Below are 20,364 nucleotides of genomic sequence, written 5' to 3' on the forward strand. Positions count from 1 at the left end.
TTCTATCCTTAAGGATTACTTATAACTACGTTGTGTCAATTTAACATTTTCGAATACGAGCTGCTCCTTTCGAAGAATTTCCGGTTTTTGCGGACCAGCATATTCCCACGCAGCCACATAACTGTATTCGTCATCTTTCCGCTTCGCCTCCCCTTCTTCAGTTTGCGATTCTTCCCTGAAGTGACCACCGCATGATTCATCTCTGTCCAGTGCATCGTCGATCATGAGCTCTCCAAGCTCGATAAAATCCGCAACCCGGTTCGCCTTCTCCAGTGATTGATTGAGCTCTTCGTTGCCACCAACAACTTTTACATTATTCCAGAACTCTTCCTTCAATTGCTGTATCTCTGCTTTAGCCTTCTTTAGTCCTTCTGCTGTTCGCGACATCCCGCAATACTCCCACATGATATTTCCAAGTTCCTTATGAAACTGGTCTACCGTCTTCGTGCCATTGATCGAAAGGAGTTTGCCGATTCGATCTGAAACTTCCTTCTCAACCTCCTTGAATGCATCATGGTCTGCCGGTACCTTCTCATATGGAGTTTGCGCCAGGTAATCACCGATAGTGTAAGGTATAACGAAATAACCATCAGCAAGTCCCTGCATAAGGGCACTTGCCCCGAGCCTGTTTGCACCATGATCGGAGAAATTAGCTTCACCGATCGCGTAGAGGCCAGGTATGGTGGTCTGCAAATTATAGTCAACCCATAGTCCGCCCATCGTATAATGAACCGCAGGGAAAATCTTCATAGGTGTTTCATATGGATTATCCCCTGTAATCTGCTCATACATATCGAAGAGGTTTCCATACTTGCTGGCGATCACATCTCTGCCATCACGTTTAATCGCATCAGCGAAATCAAGATATACTGCCAGTCCGGATTTATTCACGCCTCTGCCTTCATCACATACATACTTGGCATTTCTTGAGGCAACATCCCTGGGAACAAGATTTCCGAATGAAGGATATTTTCTTTCCAGGTAATAGTCACGTTTTTCCTCAGGAAGATCGGTAGGTTTGAGGCTGCCATTACGGATCTTTTCAGCATCTTCCACGGTTTTTGGTACCCAAACCCGACCGTCATTTCGCAGGGATTCAGACATCAGCGTAAGCTTTGACTGGTGATCTCCGGAAACAGGAATACAGGTAGGGTGAATCTGGGTGAAGCAAGGGTTAGCAAACAATGCACCACGTTTGTGTGCCCGCCACGCGGCAGTGGCATTGGATCCCATTGCATTGGTAGACAGGTAAAAAACGTTGCCATAACCGCCGGTAGCCAGTACCACAGCATGTGCACTGTGCGAATCTATCTTTCCGGTGATTAGATTCCGGGTAACAATTCCCCGTGCTTTTCCATCAACCACCACCACATCCAACATCTCATGACGAGGGAACAACTGAACTTTACCATTCGCAACCTGCCGGCTCAATGCACTGTATGCGCCCAGCAACAGCTGCTGCCCGGTTTGCCCGCGAGCATAAAATGTTCTGGAGACCTGTGCCCCACCAAATGAGCGGTTTGACAGCAATCCACCATATTCACGTGCAAAGGGAACGCCCTGGGCAACACATTGGTCAATAATGTTCACACTTACCTCAGCCAGCCTGAACACATTGGCTTCTCTCGAACGGTAATCACCGCCCTTAATCGTATCGTAAAAAAGTCTGAAGACGCTATCCCCGTCATTCTGATAATTCTTCGCCGCATTAATCCCTCCCTGGGCGGCAATACTGTGCGCGCGTCGCGGGCTGTCCTGGAAACAGAACGCCTTTACGTTGTAGCCAAGTTCACCAAACGATGCCGCGGCAGAAGCTCCTGCCAGCCCGGTACCAACAACAATAATGTCGTATTTCCGCTTATTCGCCGGGTTAACGAGCTTGATATTAAATTTATGCTTTTCCCATTTCTCCGCTAACGGGCCTTCAGGTATTTTTGAATCTAAATTCATCTATTCGATAATTTTTAAATGCTCACTTAGTTCAGGTACATCAGGATCGGAATACTTGCAAATAATGCCGGTATAACAATAGCAATGATCGATCCTATGATCTTAATGGCCGGGTTGTATTTGGGATGGTTAAGTCCGAGGGTTTGAAACGCACTCTGAAACCCATGAAACAAATGGAACATGAGGCCGATCATGGCAACCACGTAAAGGATCACCAGCCAAAGTTCACCAAATGCAGTGCTTACCACAGTATAGAGATCCTTATATTCTGCGCCATCATATTCAACCATTGGCATCTCGCCAAACTTCATTTTCCACCAGAAATTTGCGAGGTGAATCACCAGGAAGATAAAAACGATGGTTCCCAGGAAGCCCATGTTACGTGAACTCCATGTGCTGTTCGTTGAAGCGGCGGAAACCTTGTAACCTACAGGACGTGCACTACGGTTATTTACCGACAGCAAAATCGCCCAAATAATGTGGATAAGAAAGGTCGCATACAGCAGATACGAAGTCGTTTTAATGAACGTGTTCGTGGTCATAAACTTCGCATATACATTGAATGACTCTCCTCCGTCATCTGAAAGTAGCTGCAGATTTCCGGCAAGATGGACCACCAGAAATGTAATAAGAAACAATCCTGTCGCCGCCATCAGTAATTTGCGGCCCAGGGTACTCGACAAGGCATTTGTCAACCAACTCATATAATCAATTTCAGGGTTTTTAATGAATTTCCAGACGCACCAAAGTTACTCCCGGCATGTCTATCTTCCAATATGTCTAACTATTTTGAGACATTCTAAATTATAATCCCTTTTTCCCTGCCTTAAAAACAATTTCAGCGCTAAATGTTCACAAGAATAAAGCTGACTAATTCATAAAAAAGTACGATAACTGCAGAAGTGAACAGCACTGCGGGCAGCAACAGTCCTTCGCGTTTTAGATTTGTGATCATATCGTAAAAAAATTTATTCATCCACTTCCGATGTTGACATTCCTATGCCAAAATCAATACCAAAGAGATAAATAGCTTAAATTCGCTCAAAACCGACTTTTTAAAGTGGCTTATATTCCCATTTTTGGAATTATTCCCAAATTGGGACAAATTCTCAGATATGTTAAAGGACCCTTCAGCAATACTTACGCTCATCCTGGTCATCGTTTCAGCCGGATTTATCCTGGAAACAGTACTGGATTTTTTGAACATCAAAAGTCGGAAAAAGGACATTCCGTCGGAGGTTAGTTCATTTTATGACCACGCCCGCTATGAACAATCACTAAAATATAATCGGGAAGTCACAAAATTCGGATTGCTCACAGGCACTGTGGGCTTCATAGCAACCTTTCTGATGCTGATGTTTGGCGGCTTCGGCCTGATTGACCAATACATCCGCCAGTTTGTTCAGAGCGAACTTTGGATACCGGTTGCATTTTTTGGGGTGATCTTTATTGCTTCAGACATCCTTACTTTACCATTTCAATATTACAGGACCTTTGTGATCGAGGAAAAGTTCGGCTTCAACAGATCCAGCATAAAAACTTTCTTTCTTGACAAAATTAAAGGGTATCTGCTCGGAGCTCTGATCGGCATCCCAATACTTCTGTTATTGATTTTTCTGATCGGACGAATGGGGCCTGACTTCTGGTGGATTTTCTGGATTGTAGCCGCTCTCTTTATCTTGTTTATCAATGCGTTTTATACCACACTGATCGTCCCGCTGTTTAATAAACTGACTCCGCTTGAAGATGGTGAGTTAAAAACAGCCATTGAATCTTACAGCAGGAATGTGGGGTTTCCTATTCAGAATATCTATGTTATTGACGGATCAAAACGCAGCTCAAAGTCAAACGCTTTTTTTTCCGGACTTGGCAAACGAAAAAAAGTTGTCCTCTATGATACCCTTATTCAGAATCACACAACCGCCGAACTTGTAGCGGTACTGGCCCATGAGATCGGGCATTATAAACGAAATCACATCATCAAGGGATTTATCCTCAGCATCGCCCAAACCGGCCTGATGCTCTTCATCATGTCCAGGGTGATTTTTAATGAATCCTTTTCTGTGGCACTGGGAGCAAATAGTTATGGAATTCACCTCAACCTGCTCACCTTCACACTGCTGTACTCACCCATTTCTACTGTTCTGGGCATTATCTCAAATCTCATAAGCAGAAAACATGAATTCCAGGCAGACGAATTTGCTTCCGTTACCTTTAAACCAGAGGCCATGAAAAATGCACTGAAGAAGCTCTCGGTAGATAACCTGAGCAACCTTTACCCCCATCCTGCCTATGTCTTTGTTAATTATTCACATCCGCCGCTACTAACGAGGATCGCCGCCATCGATCAGGCAGCAGTTCGTCGCCATTGAAGAATACTGTAAGCCACAGCGATAAAAAAACCTAAGATCAACACGATCGTCGAAATTAAAATCACTGTATTACCTACCGCATAAACCGTGGGTTCAAACGAAAATACTACTGTATGTGACCCAGCGGGTATCTCCAGTGCCCTGAGCACGTAATTCGCCCGGAGCATGGATGCATCCTGCCCGTCGATGGTTACTTTCCAGCCATGGGGGTAGTAAATTTCAGAGAAGACAGCGAGACCATCAGAAGCATTTTCGGTTTTATAAACGATCCTGTTGGGCAGATAGGATTCTACCTCAATCGAACCCTCGTTGTAGGTACTTTTCAAACCGCCGAACTTACTCGCATCAACTACAGCTGTCTCACGGGTATTTATTTCACATGTCGCCTGCAACTCGGCATCCGCAGATTCAACAGATCGTACAGAAGTCACGAACCATGCGTTGCCATTCACGGTATTGTTCGGGATAATATTCTCACGCTCCGGACCGAAAACAATATACTTCGCATTGAGCATATTGAGCACTCCATACCCGGAAAGGTCGGGATTACCCGATTGCAGTCCCTGGATCATTTCCTGAATTTCAGGATCAATGCAATAGTCGATCAGATCCTGGTATCGACGGATCTTCGCACCGTGATACCCACCCAACGACTGGTGAAAATAGGAAGTCCGGGCCTCGCTCCACGGGTTTTGAAGATTCAGTACCCGGTATCCGGGTGATTTATCCTTTAATATTTCCTTATCAGCATTCGTGGCGGTAAGAAAACTATTATCTGATTTTCTCCGGTAATTGTCTTCGCCAAAATATCGTGCATCAACCATCCATGCATCGGCGAGCATCAGGATAACCAAGCCACCCATCCAGATCAACGGCTTTAATCTGCCTATCCAGCCAAAATAAACCAGTATACCACTTATTCCGACAATAACCAGTGAGCGAAGTGCATCTGAGCGCATGAGGGAAGCCCTGTCTGCCTGCAGTGCATTTAAGAACCATTGTGGCAATTGCTCCTCGCCCGCCCTTGTAAAACCAGCCATTCCGGCGAAAAGAACAACAAGCACGCAGATACCTGCGGGAATACCGATGCCAATGAGTAATTTTTTTCTGGTCTTTTGATCAGGCTTCAGGCTCAAAAGGCGCTCCAGTCCGAGCATTCCTAGCAATGGCATGGCCAGCAACGGCAGTATGATGGCAAAAGTGACTGACCTGAATTTATTATAACCAGGAAAGTAATCAAACATGGCATAGTTGAACCATGCAAGACTATCCCCGTAAGCCAACAGAACCCCAAGGACGGAAATACTCACCAGCCAGATCACATATCGCTTTTCGGCAAACAGAATGCCGAGCACAAAGAGGAAAACAACGACCGCACCTGCATAATATGGTGACGAATACGGTTGTGGCCCCCAGTAAGCACCAGAATAACGCGCCAGCTGATTTGCCAGCTGCGGATCGGGAGCAGTTCGAAGAGCCTGCAAAGTTTCACTATCCTCATCCTGAACGAAAAGATGGGAACTGGTGCCCCCCAGGAATGCCGGAATGAATAAGGTCATGGGTTCATCGAGGCCATAGGAATATTGAAAGGCATAATCCTTTTTCAGGCCAGACTCATTTTCACCGCTGTTAACATCGGCCTTGAGTTCCGAAACCCCGCGCATGGAATACCGGCTATATTCGGAAATGGACTTGAATTTACCGTAGAAGGTTCCAAAGGCAAGAAGTGCGGCAACAACCAGCACCCCTGCAGGCTTCACAAAACCCATCAGATCTCCAGAGCGGACGAATTGAATCAGCTGAATGATCCCATACAGCACCACAAAAAACAGCAGATAATATGTTATCTGCAGGTGATTATCGCGAAGCTGTAGTGCCACCGCAAGTGCGGTTAATCCGCCGCCTAACCAAAGATTCCTTTTAAATGCCACGTGAATCCCGGCCAGCACAAGTGGCATAAACGCGATGGCACCGATTCTGGCATTATGACCAGCGGCGATACCTATAATAAAATAACTGCTTAACCCGAATGCGAGTGCCCCCCCGATCGCCAGATAGGGCCTTACTTTAAAAGCCAGTAGCAGAATATAAAAGGACAACATGGCGAGGAAAATATTCCGTACCGGATGCGGCAAACCGAGGGAAACCGCAATTTTAAAGTTTGTCAGCAGGCTGTCACTCCATTTTACGTCAACCAGGTAAGCCGGCATTCCACTGAACATGGAATTGGTCCAAAGTGGCTCCTCTCCCGTTAACTCTCGGTTTTGAATTATTTCCTGAGCTCCGCCCTTCCACTGATTGATATCATGTTGATCCAGTGATCGTCCGCTAAAGAAAACAGGAGAGAAAAAGATAACTGTTACCACCAAAAACACCACAATGGCAACGAGATGAGGCAGAATATGGGCCTGAAAAGATATTTTTCGCATAATGAACGCTTAAGCTGACCTGTAAATTAGAAAAGAATCCCCACGTTTAAAAAATTAGACAGCCGATCATTTACGCCCTTTCCGTAAAAAATTCTGGCGTTCCTCCGGCGTATCGATGCTATCGAGTTTGTAGGACATGGCATCATCAATCACAATGATATGTATGTCCTCTTGCTGAAGAAACTGTCGAAGACTGCTCTTTCCTGATGAGGCATATTTCTGCAGCCTGTCGCGAACGGTTGGTTCCCAAATGCTTAACAAGGGTTCGGCTTTGCCATCGCGCATAAGACAGGTGACACCTTTATTCGCATCACGCTGACGGAATATACGATTGATCAATGCGCGATCCACACCCGGCATATCAATCCCCAGAACCATCCATGCGGCACGCTCATTCGATTCCATCGCTGCCAGGATTCCGGCAACAGGGCCGGTGATATTCGGTTTGTCCCTCAGCATCAGCTCGGCCGGCATGTCGGCTATTTGATCATCGTTACGAACAGAAAAATAAACCTCGCGGCAGTAAGGCGCGATCAACTGCGCAGAATAGGCCCACTGAGGCCGGTCATGGTAAATGAGTTCGGCTTTATTTTCGCCCATTCTGGTACTCGGACCACCGGCAAGTATTAAACCGTAGATAGGTGCTTCAATCACGAATTTTAAAAAATTTAATTTCAGTAAAAATAAGGAATTACCCCTTCTTTCGATAAAATGGGAGGAATCTCACCGTCGATATCAGACATTCATCGATTAGCTCTGGTCAGCCTCGTCCATTCTTTATACAAATCTGAGGAATTCATTTGGGTTATTATCATAAAACTCGTGAAATCCCTATTTTTGCAAACTGCTGGTGAAAGCCGGACTATTCAAAAGAGCTGATAATATGTTTGATAATTTAAGTCTAAAACTAGAGAAAGCATTCCAGACCCTGAAAGGCCAGGGAACCATCACAGAAGTGAACGTGGCAACAACGGTGAAGGAAATCCGCAGAGCATTGATCGATGCCGATGTTAATTTTAAGGTTGCCAAGGAGGTAACGGATGAAATTAAGGAACAGGCACTCGGTAAGAATGTGTTAACCGCCGTCTCTCCGGGTCAGTTGCTGACCAAGATCACGAACGATGAGTTGACACGCCTGATGGGCGGGAGCAATGAAGAGATTGATTTGACGGGTAATCCGGCAGTCATCCTGATTGCAGGTTTGCAGGGTTCCGGTAAAACCACTTTCTCAGGAAAACTTGCAAATTATCTAAAAAAACAAGGCAAACAGGTCATGCTGGTTGCCTGTGATATTTACCGCCCTGCAGCGATCAATCAGTTGCAGGTACTTGGAGAGCAAATCGGTGTGGAGGTATTCGCCGAACCTGAAAACAAGAATGCGGTTGACATAGCGAATAAAGCAATCAAATTCGCACGGGAAAGCAACAAGCGCATTGTAATCGTCGATACGGCCGGCCGTTTGGCAGTGGACGAGGAAATGATGAATGAGATCGCGTCCCTGAAAGAGGCGCTCAGTCCTTCAGAGACCCTGTTCGTGGTTGATTCCATGACCGGACAGGACGCAGTAAATACAGCAAAGGCATTTAATGAACGTCTGAATTTCGACGGTGTTGTGCTTACCAAACTCGATGGTGATTCAAGAGGTGGTGCTGCCATTTCAATACGCCGTGTAGTCGAAAAACCGATTAAATTCATCAGCACAGGTGAAAAAATGGATGCCATCGATAAGTTCTATCCTGATCGAATGGCTAACCGGATCCTGGGCATGGGTGATGTGGTCTCCCTGGTTGAGAAAGCACAGCAGTCATTTGATGAGGATGAGGCACGCCGGCTGAATAAAAAAATCCGGAAAAATCAATTCGACTTCAACGATTTCCTTTCCCAGCTTGAGCAGATCAAAAAGATGGGAAATATCAAGGACCTGCTTGGAATGATACCGGGTATGGGTAAGGCCTTGCGAAACATTGATGTGGACGACGATTCATTCAAACCCGTAGAAGCGATTATCCGGTCCATGACCACGGCTGAGCGGGAGAACCCTGAAATCATCAACGGCAGCAGGAGAAAACGCATTGCCGACGGAAGTGGAACTTCTGTTCAGGAAGTGAATAATTTGCTGAAGCAGTTCCAGGACATGAAAAAGGTCATGAAGACGATGAACAAAATGGGTGGAGGAAAACGCGCAATGAATGCCCTTAACCCGTTCGGCAATTAATTATAAATAAAGAATTTATTAGTTCGGGTTTCCTGATCAAGCACGTGTTTTCGAAAACGGACACGTTCGAACAGAAATTTTTCTCTTTTATCTTTCTGAAGAATCTGGAGGTATGAAAGGCGATCCTGGATATCAAGATCCAGTTCATTCGCCACATCATTTATCATGAGGATATCACCGAGGTTTGATTGATCCTTGTCGGTCATATAAGACCTGAAAATCTCGTCAAGCTCATTACCAACAGGAAAATCCGGAAAATCGAGGATGTGAATATTCCCCCCGGGATAAAGTTTACCAGGGTAATTCATGAAATAATCCACCAAAATAAACACGTCTCCTCCCCGGCAGACGATATCCGATTCACCGGTGGGATATTTCTTCATAACTTGTTCCAGGTTCAGGATGGTTCCCAACTGGTATCGGTTGTTAAGACCGGAATATAAAATTCCGAAAAGGCCGTCTCCTGCTTCCAGATCTTCCAGCAATTGCCTGTATCTCGGCTCAAAAATGTGCAAGGGCACAATTTCGCCCGGGAGTGGCAAAATGCTCAATGGAAATATTGGAAATTTCTTTGTCTCATGCATCTTCTCACTAACACCCATCAATTCACATTGTTTGAATTATTTAACACGAATCAGGGAATGTTTAAATGCACTGGTCAGATTCTCACTGCCGTTCAAAAATTCAAGTTCGATGAGGAATGAATACCCATGTACGACCCCGCCTAATTTCTCAATCAAATTTGCTGCCGCAGCCGCAGTGCCGCCGGTGGCGAGCAGATCGTCATGAATCAATACCTTACAACCAGGCCAAACGGCATCCGTGTGAATCTCAATAGTAGCCTCACCGTATTCCAGTGAATAAGAATGGGAGATCTTCTCATAAGGGAGTTTTCCCGATTTACGAACAGGAATAAAGGGAATCCCAAAATGCATGGCGAGCAGCATCCCGAATAGAAACCCACGTGATTCGATCCCTGCTATTGCATCTGGAGGGTTATTCTGAAACGGTTCTGCCAACCCCTCCACGGCTTCGGCACACGCTTCATGGTCGGCCAGCAACGGGGTGATGTCCTTAAATACAATTCCTTCTTTCGGAAAATTCCTGATATCCCGAATTTTCCCTTTAATTTTGGAAAGATCTTTCATCGAACTAAAATACCAATTGAATGGCTATCACAACAACTCATATTACAGATTATGTTTACAGCGCCCAAAATGATTACGGGCATTCAGCACGAATTGATATGCGCGAAGGTGACAAGGAGCATCTGGGTCCTATGGAACTCGTTCTTTCAGCCCTGTCTGGTTGTGTGGCCGTAGAGGTTGCCCTGATGATAAAGAAAAGGCGCAAAACGCTTGAGGCCATGGAAATTCGTGCTGAAGGAGACCGAAATGAAAATCCTCCCAGGAGCTATACAGCCATACGTCTGCATTTCATCATTACCTCCCCTGATGCAAATATCGAAGAGGTTGAGAAAATCGTCCTTTTAAGCCTTGAAAAATACTGTTCCGTGGCCGACTCACTGAAAGCAGGAATAACCCCTTCCTGTGAGATCAGAAGAGGGCTTCTTGAAAAAGAATAGTTCTTACTTACCGAATGCTTCGACAGAGTAATCAAGATTGGTGGAGAATACCGGGAAACTAACCTTAATGGCAGCATAAAATCCACGCTTTTTAAGTCCGGGACGCATCCCGATTTCGCCACCATACGCCCATGACAGGGTTCGGTTAAACTTGCCTTCCAGACCAAGTCTGAAACCTACCTTGCTGGTTTCAACGACATCTGAGGCGTATGCTTCTCCCTGAAAGAAAACATCATCCACGGTAAGCTTGGGGGTAATAATGAAGTCAAAAAATGCGGTTAAAATAAGATCATCCACACCTTCCTGGTAGTTATTGTCAAAATCCACCGCTACGTTTCGGATCCATGTGATGGACGAACCAACATATACACCCGCACCGGCCATGTTGCCGTAAACAAAAATATCACGCGGATCGCCAAATTCATCGGGTAACGTTGCCGGTAAAGGGTTTCCTTCCGCATTTACAAAATCAGTTACGTTGCCGCCCTGATCTTCCAGCGCGCTTTTTAAATCCACTGAAGTATCATAGAATATCCCTCCCAGGCGAATGCCCACAATCTTTCGGAGGGTACACGGTACTTCTGCATTTAAGGGAACCCTGGCAGCCCACTTTCCGTCTTTGTAACTTTTTTTGTAGAGAACCATCTTCGTTGTGGAACTCTTATCATAATCTTTTAAATGATAGGTGGCGCCGAATTCATAGAGATTAAAAATATTGGCTTCATTCTCCATATCATTATTTCGTTCCGCCAGATCCCTTGATAGGTCGAATTTGCGGGTGTAGCTCTTACGGGCATGTGCACGAAAAGTCATTTTATCCTGCCAGATGTAGGTAGCCTCCAAACCAAAACCAGCATTCACATTCGCTTTCCATAATTCACCGTAAATAGGCTGAAAATGAACGAAAAGCTTACTGATTGAGTATGGCTCATCATAAAGTTCCTCGTAGGTTACGGGGACTTTATCCCGACGGTCCTGTGCCTGGGAAAATGAAATAAAGCACAGCGAAGCAAAAAATAATAATAACTTCTTCACGAACTCAAAGTTAAAAAATGATACGATCGTATAACAAAATAATGTCCAATGTAAGGCATTTTTCCTAGTCAAACAACACAAAAATGCACTATACCTTACGAGACACCCTATTTATGACAGTATTGACTGAATAACAATTCACGCCATTAATTTTAAACAATCCCCGGTATTGATCATTTTTTTTAATATTTTCCGGAGATCATTACCCCATGAAAATACGAAGAAAACAAAATAATTGCCTCAACTGCGGCGCCTCACTCGACAGTGTGTACAACTTTTGTCCGATCTGCGGTCAGGAGAATAATGACAATAACGTCTCCTTCGGCACATTGATCAATGATTTCTTTTCGAATTATTTTGCTTTCGATTCAAGATTCGCCAAAAGTGCTGTTCCGTTCCTCTTTAAACCGGGTTTTCTCACCAACCGGTACATGGAAGGAAAGAGAATGACTTACGCTCATCCGTTGCGCGTTTACCTGATCGTCAGTTTATTCTATTTCTTCGTTTGCACGCTCGTGGTGAAGGATATGCTTCAACAGACAAGTGAGTTTCAGAAGTCAGTTGAGGATACCGCAAACCTTTCTTTCCTTGACAAAAATGAACAGGAAATTCTTAAAGAAACCCTTTCAGCCAAATCCATGGAAGATGTTTTACAGGAAATGGACGAAAGTGGAGAAGCTGATTACAAAACGCTATCCCGTGCAATCCGGGAAAATACGACTGCTGAAGAACGTGCAGAACTCCAGAATAAACTGAACTCCTTTATGTTCGACTCGCTTCTGTTTAACCCGCTTGACTCAAGTGCAATAAAGAAAATTGATATCTCGGGGGATGGTGCGCCCATCAGGACCAGTGTAAGTCTTGATACAAGCACAAGTTTCTTTTTGTTTGATCAGTTCGACCAGGTTTATAAGATGTCGAAAAATGAAGAGCTTACGGAAGAGGAGATTATAGACTCCTTAAGCACGGAACCAATAACAGGATTTGAGCGCTATGCCGCTACACAAGGAATTAAGATAATGAGAGCTGAACGGGAACAGGTAGGTGCCTTTATCGTTAAAAATCTGCCCATCATGATGCTGATTTTGATTCCCATTTTCGCAGCCATCTTAAAGTTATTGTACATCCGTCGACCGTTTCTCTATATAAATCACATCATTCATGGCTTTCATCTACATTCGTTTGCCTACTTTATCTATGGAATTACGCTGATCTTTACCTATTTCGTAATTAAAAATGACGGAGTTAGCATGTTCATCAATTTCCTGATTTTTGTATTGGTGACTACTTACGCCTATCTATCATTTTTAAGGGTATACAAACAGGGATGGTTTAAAACGCTTGTGAAATTCAATATGGTCGGCTTCATCTACCTGATCCTGATCACAACCTTTTTCATTCTTGAAATGATTGCATCATTCATGATGTATTAATGAATGGACTTAAGAACTTCCCTGGTCGCGGAAAGAATATGATCTGTTTCTGCCTGATTGATTGCCGTAGAAATGAATAATGATTCGAACTGCGATGGCGCCAGGTAGACACCTTTTTCCAGCATTCCCCTGAAATACCTGCCGAACAATGCAGTATCACATTTTTTCGCAGAATTCATGTCGGTAACAGGCGCTTCACTAAAAAACAGGCTCACCATGGAACCAATGGAGTTGATGGTATAATCCTTTCCAATCTCCTTTAAAATCTCCCTGTATCCCGAAACGATTGTTGCAGTCGTTTCTTCAATCTTTGAGTAAACTTCATTATGATTACGAAGGTACTGGAGAATAGCAAGCCCCGCTGCCATCGCAATAGGATTACCCGATAAGGTACCGGCCTGGTAAACAGGTCCCTGTGGAGATACAAAGTCCATAATTTCCTTTTTACCGCCATACGCTCCTACCGGCATTCCACCGCCGATTATCTTACCCAGTGTCGTCATATCGGGCAATACATCAAGCCGTTCCTGGGCACCACCAGGGGCCAGGCGAAAGCCTGTCATTACCTCATCAAAAATCAATACGATTCCGGCTTCATCACATATAGTACGAAGCCCTTCCAGAAATCCCTCGGCAGGCAAAACGCATCCCATGTTACCTGCCACAGGCTCTACAATAATGGCCGCAACCTGTTCCGGGTTTTCAGCTACCAGCCGGGAAACAGATTCCAGGTCATTGAATGCGGCAATCAGTGTATCTGCTGCGGTTCCTGGTGTGACACCCGGACTGTCCGGCGTGCCCATCGTCATCGCACCGCTTCCGGCAGCAATCAAAAAGGAATCCCCGTGACCATGATAACATCCATCAAATTTTATGATCTTGTTTCTGGCAGTGAAACCGCGTGCTACGCGTATGGCCGACATGGTAGCTTCCGTTCCGGAATTTACCATTCTTACTTTTTCAACGGAAGGAACCATCCCGGTGATCAAACCAGCCATTTGCACTTCCTTTTCTGTAGGAGCGCCGAAAGAAAGTGAATCATGAATAGCTCCACGCACCGCATTTTCAATGATCGGATGAGCATGCCCCAGGATCATCGGGCCCCATGAATTAATTAATTCGATAAATCGGTTTCCGTCTTCATCGAATACGTAGGCGCCTTCGGCACGCTGAATAAACAGCGGATCTCCACCGACAGCTTTAAAAGCCCTGACAGGTGAATTTACTCCTCCGGGAATGAATTTTTTAGCTTCTTCAAAAAGGTGCTTGCTCCGCTCAGTTATCATTTACTTTCCTCCTTCTGTCGTTCCCGAATCACAGTCCTGATTCCATCTTTATTAACCTCCAGTACCGGAACCAATTGGTTATCCTGCGCATTGTTGTATTCAAACCCAGGCGTAATGACTCCCTTCATTCTTCCGTTTTCATTCCACCCCACCTGAGGGAAGTTTCCATAATTCTTTAAACTCTGACCCAGGAACATGGCCATTTCAAATCCCTTTTCTGAATAATCTGTAGGTACTTCGCGATGCCTCCTCAGGTATTTCTTTCTGAAATCGGAGTAATTAAGGGCCTGTCTGTTAACATAACCTGGAGCATAAAGGATTGCTCCCAGTCGTTCATATACCTCATAATTTACAACCGGTTGATCCATCCAGTCGGCAGCACCCATAATCTTTATAGAATCACCCCTCGTTTCCACTGCACTTATCACCTTTGAAAAAATCAGACTATTCGACGATGCAACAAAAACATGCCCGATACTGTCAGGTTGAATTGCCATATTTTCACGCCCCTCCTCAGAAGCAGCCTCCTTAATACTCTCACTTGAGAGCAGGATCTCCAGAACTTTCCGTGTTCGATCCTTATTGATCGCTTCAATAATCGAGAGTTTTCCACCCAGTTCACTGTAGCGGTCGGCATATGACTGGGCCAGCAAACGATCATTACTTGTTTCGCCGTAAAATACGATTCCCGGTTTACTGCCATATTTTTCAAAGGCGTAATCGGCCATTACCTCGCCAATAGTAAGAACCGACGGGTTATACATGAAATAAAAAGGATTATTGGCAAGGTAATCGGGAGCGCTGGTCAGTGGATTATACATGTTAATCCCGTATTGCTGACTAAATTCATTCACCATCCTGGTCGGATCCGGAAATAATGGTCCGATGATCAGATCCATACCCTTCAATTCGTCCTTTTGCAAAATTGCACGGGTAACTGTTGTATCCCGCTGTGTATCGTAGGCATAAACCTCAATATCGATTCCTATTGAACGCAAACTGTCAAACCCAAGCTTCAACCCCTTGTACATATCAATGACAAATTCATTCACCCTCTTCTTATCATTGGGCTTTAATGATTTGATGAGAAAAGGCATCATCACCGCAACTTTGTAGGAATCTTTAATTTCTGAAGCATGTGCCGTAGCCAGGTATTTATCCGGGTCGAGATTATAGGTATTCACCAGGTTTTCCAATGTTTCCCGACCTTCCTTATCCAGTGCTACTGAACTTAATTTTGCGGCATAGATCTTTCCGATCACCGGAGATTTGTATCGGTCATACAAGGCCTTCATTTCTTCGGGCGTGGTGTCTGGCATGAGGTAATTATAAATCAGTCCCTCACTATCGTTCTTTATCTGAGGATCTCTGATACCGGCAATGACGTTCATAGCCAGAAAATCATCATTATTATCAAAGTATGACTTCGCCAGCCAATAGTTAACCTCATCAATTTTCGACCAGTTGGGGAATCGCTCCCGTGTCTGCAAAAAGACATCCTTTGCCTGCTCCTCATATCCGGCCTTGTAGGTGGATACACCTAAAAAATAGGACGCATACGCGGCAAAAGGATTCTGGGGGTCGCGCTTGATGAGCGGCTTGAATGCTTCCATGGCCAGTGCGTACTGACCTTCCTTATACAGGTTCTTCGCATTCAGATATTGCTGCTGGTAATTGATTTGAGCCTGCGATACCCCTGAAATAAAAATAAAGACAACAACGATCAGGTAATATAATTTCTTCATATACAGATTATTCCCATTCTATAGTAGCCGGTGGTTTAGAACTGATGTCATAAACTACACGGTTGACCCCCTTCACGGAGTTAATGATTTCATTCGAGACGTCGGCCAGAAACTCATAGGGTAAATGACACCAGTCGGCCGTCATACCGTCAACACTGGTTACTGCCCTCAGACTAACGACCCGCTCATAGGTGCGTTCATCTCCCATAACGCCAACAGACTGGATCGGAAGCAGCATTGCTCCGGCTTGCCAAACATCATCATACAAGCCATGCTGTTTCAGACGGCTGATAAAAACGTGATCCACTTCCTGCAAAATTTGTACTTTCTCAGGTGTAATATCACCCAAAATGCGAATACCAAGTCCGGGCCCCGGAAAAGGATGCCTTCCTAAAATGGCATCATCGATTCCCAATGTCTTTCCTACCAAACGCACTTCATCCTTAAATAGTGTATTGAGAGGCTCCACTACCTTTAACTTCATAAAATCGGGCAAGCCCCCCACATTATGGTGCGACTTGATGGTGGCCGATGGTCCCTTAACAGAAACCGATTCGATCACATCCGGATAGATAGTACCCTGTCCCAACCAGGCAACATCCTCGATCTTGTGTGCCTCGTCGTCAAATACCTCAATAAACGTACGGCCTATGGCCTTTCTCTTCTCTTCAGGATCCGTCAATCCCTTCAGTGCATCATAAAAACGATCCCTGGCATCAACCCCGGTAATATTGAGCCCCATTCCCTTGTAGGAGTTAAGAACTTCCTCGAATTCGTTCTTTCGCAGCAATCCGTTATCCACGAATATACAATGAAGACGCGGACCAATTGCGTGATGGATCAGGGTGGCAGCCACTGAACTGTCGACCCCGCCGGAAAGCCCCATCACTACCTGGTCATTGCCGATCTGTTCTTTAAGCTGCTCAATAGTAGTTTCAACAAAAATATCGGGAGTCCAGTCCTGATGACATCCACAGATATGTACTACAAAGTTCCTGAGCAGCGTTTTTCCATGTTCACTGTGAGTTACTTCAGGATGGAATTGAATACCATAGGTCTGCTCCCCTTCAATTCGGTAGGCTGCCACGTTTACTGAATGTGTACTGGCGATCACCTCAAATTTTTCTCCAAGTTCGCTGATGGTATCTCCATGTGACATCCAAACCTGCGAACCAATGCCAATCTCCTTCATTAACTCATTATGCTGATCCACCCTGGAAAGTTTTGCTCTTCCATATTCACGTATTTCCGATGGAAGCACATTACCTCCGGATTTATGCGCCATGAGTTGAGCACCGTAACATACCCCGAGAACCGGAACTTTCCCGCGGAAAGACGAAAGATCAACATCCGGTGCATCATCCTGACGAACGGAACAGGGGCTGCCAGAAAGGATTACACCTTTTACCTCACCGGTAAGATCCGGGATTTTATTATATGGATGGATTTCACAATATACATTCAACTCCCGCACCCGACGCGCGATCAGCTGGGTATACTGGGATCCAAAATCAAGAATAAGAATCTGCTCAGACATGGCGCAAAAATAGTACGCACACAGGGGAAATACTATGAAAATAAAAAAAAGAACCCCAAACAAAACGTCTGGGGTCCTCATTACCAAATTCCGGTTATTTGGATAATCCGGGACTTCGTTTTATAAACTCATCATACAATTCGGTTTGCCGGCTTTCCATTGGAATTTTCCATCCGCTGATAAATACCTGCTCCACTTTCGTCTGTGTCTCAAAAATATCTCCGGTCGCAATGAATATATTGGCAGCTTTACCCACTTCTATAGAACCGGCCCGTTCTTCAATTCCAAATATCTCGGCAGGAATCAGCGTAATCGACTTCAGGGCATTTTCACGGCCCATTCCATATGCTGCCGCAAAACCGGCATGATACGGAAGGTTCCGGACATTTTCAGCCTCAGAAGTTCTGATCGCCACCTTTACGCCTGCTTTCTGCATAAGACCGGCATTCGCATAGGCTTTGTCATAACGATCATAGTTACGTGTTGGCTGACTTAGTACAGGTCCTGTTATGACCGGAATCCCTGATTTAGCGAGTTCTTCTGCCACACGCCAGCCCTCAGCTACCCCGGTGAATATCACATCAAGTTTGTTATTATTCACCCATTCAATCGCTTCTTTGATGTCCTTGGCCGTATTCACCTCGATCATCAGCTTGCCTTCACCGCGCACGATGGGCATCAGTGCTTCCATTTCAGGGTAGTAACCCGGGCTTTCACTTTTACCGGCAAGGGCTGAATCAATCCGTGCGTAATTTCGTGCCTGCTCCCATACAGCGTTCAATTCCTTTTTTGTTTTTTCTACCTCCTTTTCAATCTCCTCATCCGAGCGGCGATCCCACCATCCCCGTCTTCCTGTTACAGGAAAGTTCATAACAACCGCTTTGAATCCAGCATACATCTGGTCCGGCGTATAGCCATACAAATCGATTAGCGCAGCGGTACCCGGGATAATACCACCCGACGGAACTGCGAGCGCAGTGGTTACACCGCTTACACGTGTCACAGGAATCAGGGCTGAATTGGGGTTTACAGCAGTTAGTGCCTGCATCTGTGGAATCACATCCCCGATTTCATTGAAATCCCTTGTCCTTGGATCGGAATTCACCTCCACAAGACCAAGACGGGTTCCCCCGTCAATCAGACCGGGATAGATCGTTTTTCCGGTGCAATCTATACGTTCTGCATCAGCTGGAACGGTAACATCGGCACCCACCGCAGCTATTTTTCCATCCCTGATTATAACCGTTGCATTCTTCAAGGTTCCATTGGCGACGGTTTCAACCGTTGCATTGGTAAGCGCATATACACCTGTTTCTCCCGGTGCCGATTGTGCCATTGCCGTTGCTGCGACAAACAGCATTCCCATGATCATAATATTTATAAGTGATTTCATTATCCCCGGGATTAATAGTTAAACAAAAATTCTGTGTCCTGCATGCATCGGTCCTGATGATCATGATCGGTTAGCATGACATCGATCTTTTCTGTCACATCCGGATAGATACGCATATCATCGGGATCATTTGACCGGTCGAACCGAACGATTCCATCAACAATTGTCATTTCAGGAATGGCATATATACTCAGGGGATGTCCATTGAACACAACCACATCACCCTCCTTACCTTCTTCCAAAGAACCAACGCGATCATCAATACCCAGCTGACGGGCAGGATTGATCGTAATTAGCGCCAGTGCCTCGTCATCGTTAAGGTCACCATATTTCTGTGTTTTTGCCGCTTCATGATACAAGTGACGAATCAGCTCTCCCGAATCTGAGTTGATCGAGGTTACAACGCCATTCCTGGTTAGGATGGCCGCATTGTAGGCTGTTGAATAGTAAACTTCAAATTTATACGCCCACCAGTCCGAAAATACCGAAGCCATGGCTCCAAATTCAGCGAGTTCAGGTGCAACTTTAAACCCTTCATTCACATGTTGAAAAACAACGCGCTTGATACCAAAATCCTTGCATACCTGCATAAGCATATAAATCTCATCAGCACGGTAGCTGTGACAGTGGATGATAATCTCACCACGCAAAATATCCGCGAGTGTTTCCATGCGCAGATCGTATTCAGGGGCCATTCCAACAAATCCTTTTTTATCCTTATTGGCGTTGTAGGTATCCCACTTCTGCATGTACTCCCGGGCCTCCGAAAATGCCTTTCTGAAGACAGATTCAACACCCATTCTTGTTCTGGGAACAATATTATTGCCTGCGCCATGCACCCGGGTCGGGTTTTCACCAAGGGCAAACTTGATCGTACGCGGAGCTCCATCCATTTTTAAGACTTCCGGATCGGTGGTTCCATAACGGTGCTTGATGGTCTCGCACTGTCCTCCAATTGCATTCGCTGATCCGTGCATGGCGTGACTGATGGTCACACCACCGGCAAGTGCTCGATAAATTCCGATATCAAACGGATCCAGGGCATCTCCCGTCCAAACTTCTGCAGTTACCGGATTCGTCGCTTCATTGATCGCGTCCAGTGCAATATGTGAATGAGCATCAATGATCCCCGGCATGACGTATTTTCCGGTACCATCAACTTCCTTCACATCCCTGGGAGTTTTCAGTCCTGTGCCGATTTTGTCGATTTTACCATCACGGATCAGTACATCCGCATTTTCCAGCGTGCCATTCGTAATGGTAATTACTGTAGCATTTTTAATAATAATGTCACCGTTCTCCTGCGCCGACAGAACGAGCGGAAGAAGCGACAAAAGAAAAGTATAAAGTAGGTTTCTCATTTTCTTGATTTTTATAAGGTCAG

At 45.2% G+C, this 20,364-nt stretch carries 17 protein-coding genes; 4 read left to right on the plus strand and 13 right to left on the minus strand.

All coding sequences use genetic code 11. The features are described from left to right. Nucleotides 1–15 precede the first annotated feature (15 nt). From LDX50_RS10705 to LDX50_RS30770, 3 genes are all read right to left on the minus strand, one after another. The gene (locus LDX50_RS10705) at nt 16–1,950 is read right to left on the minus strand and encodes a fumarate reductase/succinate dehydrogenase flavoprotein subunit (RefSeq protein WP_225698443.1); all 1,935 of its coding nucleotides are present in this window, start codon (nt 1,948–1,950) and stop codon (nt 16–18) included. A gap of 26 nt (nt 1,951–1,976) precedes the next feature. Further along, entirely contained in the window at nt 1,977–2,654 is a 678-nt protein-coding gene (locus LDX50_RS10710) for a succinate dehydrogenase cytochrome b subunit (protein WP_225698444.1), read from the minus strand. Nucleotides 2,655–2,794: 140 nt separating this feature from the next. Continuing rightward, on the minus strand, nt 2,795–2,926 hold the full coding sequence (locus LDX50_RS30770; RefSeq protein ID WP_255647363.1) for a hypothetical protein: 132 nt from the start codon (nt 2,924–2,926) through the stop codon (nt 2,795–2,797). A gap of 139 nt (nt 2,927–3,065) precedes the next feature. Here LDX50_RS30770 and LDX50_RS10715 point away from each other — a divergent pair, with 139 nt between their 5' ends. Continuing rightward, nucleotides 3,066–4,322, plus strand: coding sequence for a M48 family metallopeptidase (locus tag LDX50_RS10715; RefSeq protein ID WP_225698445.1), 1,257 nt, complete (start codon nt 3,066–3,068; stop codon nt 4,320–4,322). Here LDX50_RS10715 and LDX50_RS10720 read toward each other — a convergent pair. Together LDX50_RS10720 and mobA are read right to left on the minus strand one after the other, a co-directional pair. Next, nucleotides 4,298–6,751 carry a YfhO family protein gene (locus LDX50_RS10720; RefSeq protein ID WP_225698446.1) on the minus strand — a complete coding sequence of 818 codons (2,454 nt, stop codon included), beginning with the start codon at nt 6,749–6,751 and terminating at the stop codon, nt 4,298–4,300. The genes LDX50_RS10715 and LDX50_RS10720 overlap by 25 nt on opposite strands. Before the next feature lie 66 nt (nt 6,752–6,817). Beyond that, nucleotides 6,818–7,405, minus strand: coding sequence for a molybdenum cofactor guanylyltransferase (mobA, locus tag LDX50_RS10725; protein ID WP_225698447.1), 588 nt, complete (start codon nt 7,403–7,405; stop codon nt 6,818–6,820). A 229-nt stretch (nt 7,406–7,634) separates the two neighbouring features. Between mobA and ffh the strand changes: the two genes are divergently transcribed. Next, on the plus strand, nt 7,635–8,966 hold the full coding sequence (ffh, locus tag LDX50_RS10730) for a signal recognition particle protein (RefSeq protein WP_225698448.1): 1,332 nt from the start codon (nt 7,635–7,637) through the stop codon (nt 8,964–8,966). On the opposite strand, the gene LDX50_RS10735 is transcribed toward ffh, so the two are convergent. Then, nucleotides 8,963–9,568 carry an LON peptidase substrate-binding domain-containing protein gene (locus tag LDX50_RS10735; protein WP_225698449.1) on the minus strand — a complete coding sequence of 202 codons (606 nt, stop codon included), beginning with the start codon at nt 9,566–9,568 and terminating at the stop codon, nt 8,963–8,965. The two genes, ffh and LDX50_RS10735, sit on opposite strands and share 4 nt — an antisense overlap. A gap of 18 nt (nt 9,569–9,586) precedes the next feature. After that, nucleotides 9,587–10,114 carry an adenine phosphoribosyltransferase gene (locus LDX50_RS10740; RefSeq protein WP_225698450.1) on the minus strand — a complete coding sequence of 176 codons (528 nt, stop codon included), beginning with the start codon at nt 10,112–10,114 and terminating at the stop codon, nt 9,587–9,589. Nucleotides 10,115–10,134: 20 nt separating this feature from the next. On the opposite strand from LDX50_RS10740, the gene LDX50_RS10745 reads away from it, so the two are divergent. Continuing rightward, nucleotides 10,135–10,551, plus strand: a complete 417-nt coding sequence (locus tag LDX50_RS10745) for an OsmC family protein (protein WP_225698451.1) — start codon at nt 10,135–10,137, stop codon at nt 10,549–10,551. A gap of 3 nt (nt 10,552–10,554) precedes the next feature. On the opposite strand, the gene LDX50_RS10750 is transcribed toward LDX50_RS10745, so the two are convergent. Beyond that, nucleotides 10,555–11,586 (minus strand): hypothetical protein, encoded by a 1,032-nt coding sequence (locus LDX50_RS10750; RefSeq protein ID WP_225698452.1) that lies wholly within the window; start codon nt 11,584–11,586, stop codon nt 10,555–10,557. Nucleotides 11,587–11,795: 209 nt separating this feature from the next. Between LDX50_RS10750 and LDX50_RS10755 the strand changes: the two genes are divergently transcribed. Next, nucleotides 11,796–13,019 carry a DUF3667 domain-containing protein gene (locus LDX50_RS10755; protein WP_225698453.1) on the plus strand — a complete coding sequence of 408 codons (1,224 nt, stop codon included), beginning with the start codon at nt 11,796–11,798 and terminating at the stop codon, nt 13,017–13,019. On the opposite strand, the gene hemL is transcribed toward LDX50_RS10755, so the two are convergent. The 5 genes from hemL to LDX50_RS10780 all read right to left on the minus strand — a co-directional run bounded on the left by hemL (nt 13,016) and on the right by LDX50_RS10780 (nt 20,341). Next, entirely contained in the window at nt 13,016–14,305 is a 1,290-nt protein-coding gene (hemL, locus tag LDX50_RS10760; protein WP_225698454.1) for a glutamate-1-semialdehyde 2,1-aminomutase, read from the minus strand. The two genes, LDX50_RS10755 and hemL, sit on opposite strands and share 4 nt — an antisense overlap. Continuing rightward, the gene (locus LDX50_RS10765; protein WP_225698455.1) at nt 14,302–16,050 is read right to left on the minus strand and encodes an outer membrane protein assembly factor BamD; all 1,749 of its coding nucleotides are present in this window, start codon (nt 16,048–16,050) and stop codon (nt 14,302–14,304) included. Before LDX50_RS10765 ends, hemL begins: the two co-directional genes overlap by 4 nt. A gap of 7 nt (nt 16,051–16,057) precedes the next feature. Next, nucleotides 16,058–17,587, minus strand: coding sequence for a glutamine-hydrolyzing GMP synthase (gene guaA / locus LDX50_RS10770; RefSeq protein WP_225698456.1), 1,530 nt, complete (start codon nt 17,585–17,587; stop codon nt 16,058–16,060). 94 nt (nt 17,588–17,681) lie between these two features. Beyond that, complete coding sequence (locus LDX50_RS10775; protein WP_225698457.1) at nt 17,682–18,980, minus strand: amidohydrolase family protein; 1,299 nt, start codon at nt 18,978–18,980, stop codon at nt 17,682–17,684. 11 nt (nt 18,981–18,991) lie between these two features. Next, nucleotides 18,992–20,341, minus strand: coding sequence for an amidohydrolase (locus tag LDX50_RS10780; RefSeq protein ID WP_225698458.1), 1,350 nt, complete (start codon nt 20,339–20,341; stop codon nt 18,992–18,994). Between the last annotated feature and the right edge of the window lie 23 nt (nt 20,342–20,364).

This window comes from Fulvivirga sedimenti (assembly GCF_020328055.1).

Bases quoted from the DNA above. Each gene is read 5' to 3' on its own strand.
- LDX50_RS10705 (WP_225698443.1), bottom strand. From the start codon at position 1,950: ATGAATTTAGATTCAAAAATACCTGAAGGCCCGTTAGCGGAGAAATGG.
- LDX50_RS10710 (WP_225698444.1), bottom strand. From the start codon at position 2,654: ATGAGTTGGTTGACAAATGCCTTGTCGAGTACCCTGGGCCGCAAATTA.
- LDX50_RS30770 (WP_255647363.1), bottom strand. From the start codon at position 2,926: ATGAATAAATTTTTTTACGATATGATCACAAATCTAAAACGCGAAGGA.
- LDX50_RS10715 (WP_225698445.1), top strand. From the start codon at position 3,066: ATGTTAAAGGACCCTTCAGCAATACTTACGCTCATCCTGGTCATCGTT.
- LDX50_RS10720 (WP_225698446.1), bottom strand. From the start codon at position 6,751: ATGCGAAAAATATCTTTTCAGGCCCATATTCTGCCTCATCTCGTTGCC.
- ffh (WP_225698448.1), top strand. From the start codon at position 7,635: ATGTTTGATAATTTAAGTCTAAAACTAGAGAAAGCATTCCAGACCCTG.
- LDX50_RS10735 (WP_225698449.1), bottom strand. From the start codon at position 9,568: ATGGGTGTTAGTGAGAAGATGCATGAGACAAAGAAATTTCCAATATTT.
- LDX50_RS10740 (WP_225698450.1), bottom strand. From the start codon at position 10,114: ATGAAAGATCTTTCCAAAATTAAAGGGAAAATTCGGGATATCAGGAAT.
- LDX50_RS10745 (WP_225698451.1), top strand. From the start codon at position 10,135: ATGGCTATCACAACAACTCATATTACAGATTATGTTTACAGCGCCCAA.
- LDX50_RS10755 (WP_225698453.1), top strand. From the start codon at position 11,796: ATGAAAATACGAAGAAAACAAAATAATTGCCTCAACTGCGGCGCCTCA.
- hemL (WP_225698454.1), bottom strand. From the start codon at position 14,305: ATGATAACTGAGCGGAGCAAGCACCTTTTTGAAGAAGCTAAAAAATTC.
- LDX50_RS10765 (WP_225698455.1), bottom strand. From the start codon at position 16,050: ATGAAGAAATTATATTACCTGATCGTTGTTGTCTTTATTTTTATTTCA.
- guaA (WP_225698456.1), bottom strand. From the start codon at position 17,587: ATGTCTGAGCAGATTCTTATTCTTGATTTTGGATCCCAGTATACCCAG.
- LDX50_RS10775 (WP_225698457.1), bottom strand. From the start codon at position 18,980: ATGAAATCACTTATAAATATTATGATCATGGGAATGCTGTTTGTCGCA.
- LDX50_RS10780 (WP_225698458.1), bottom strand. From the start codon at position 20,341: ATGAGAAACCTACTTTATACTTTTCTTTTGTCGCTTCTTCCGCTCGTT.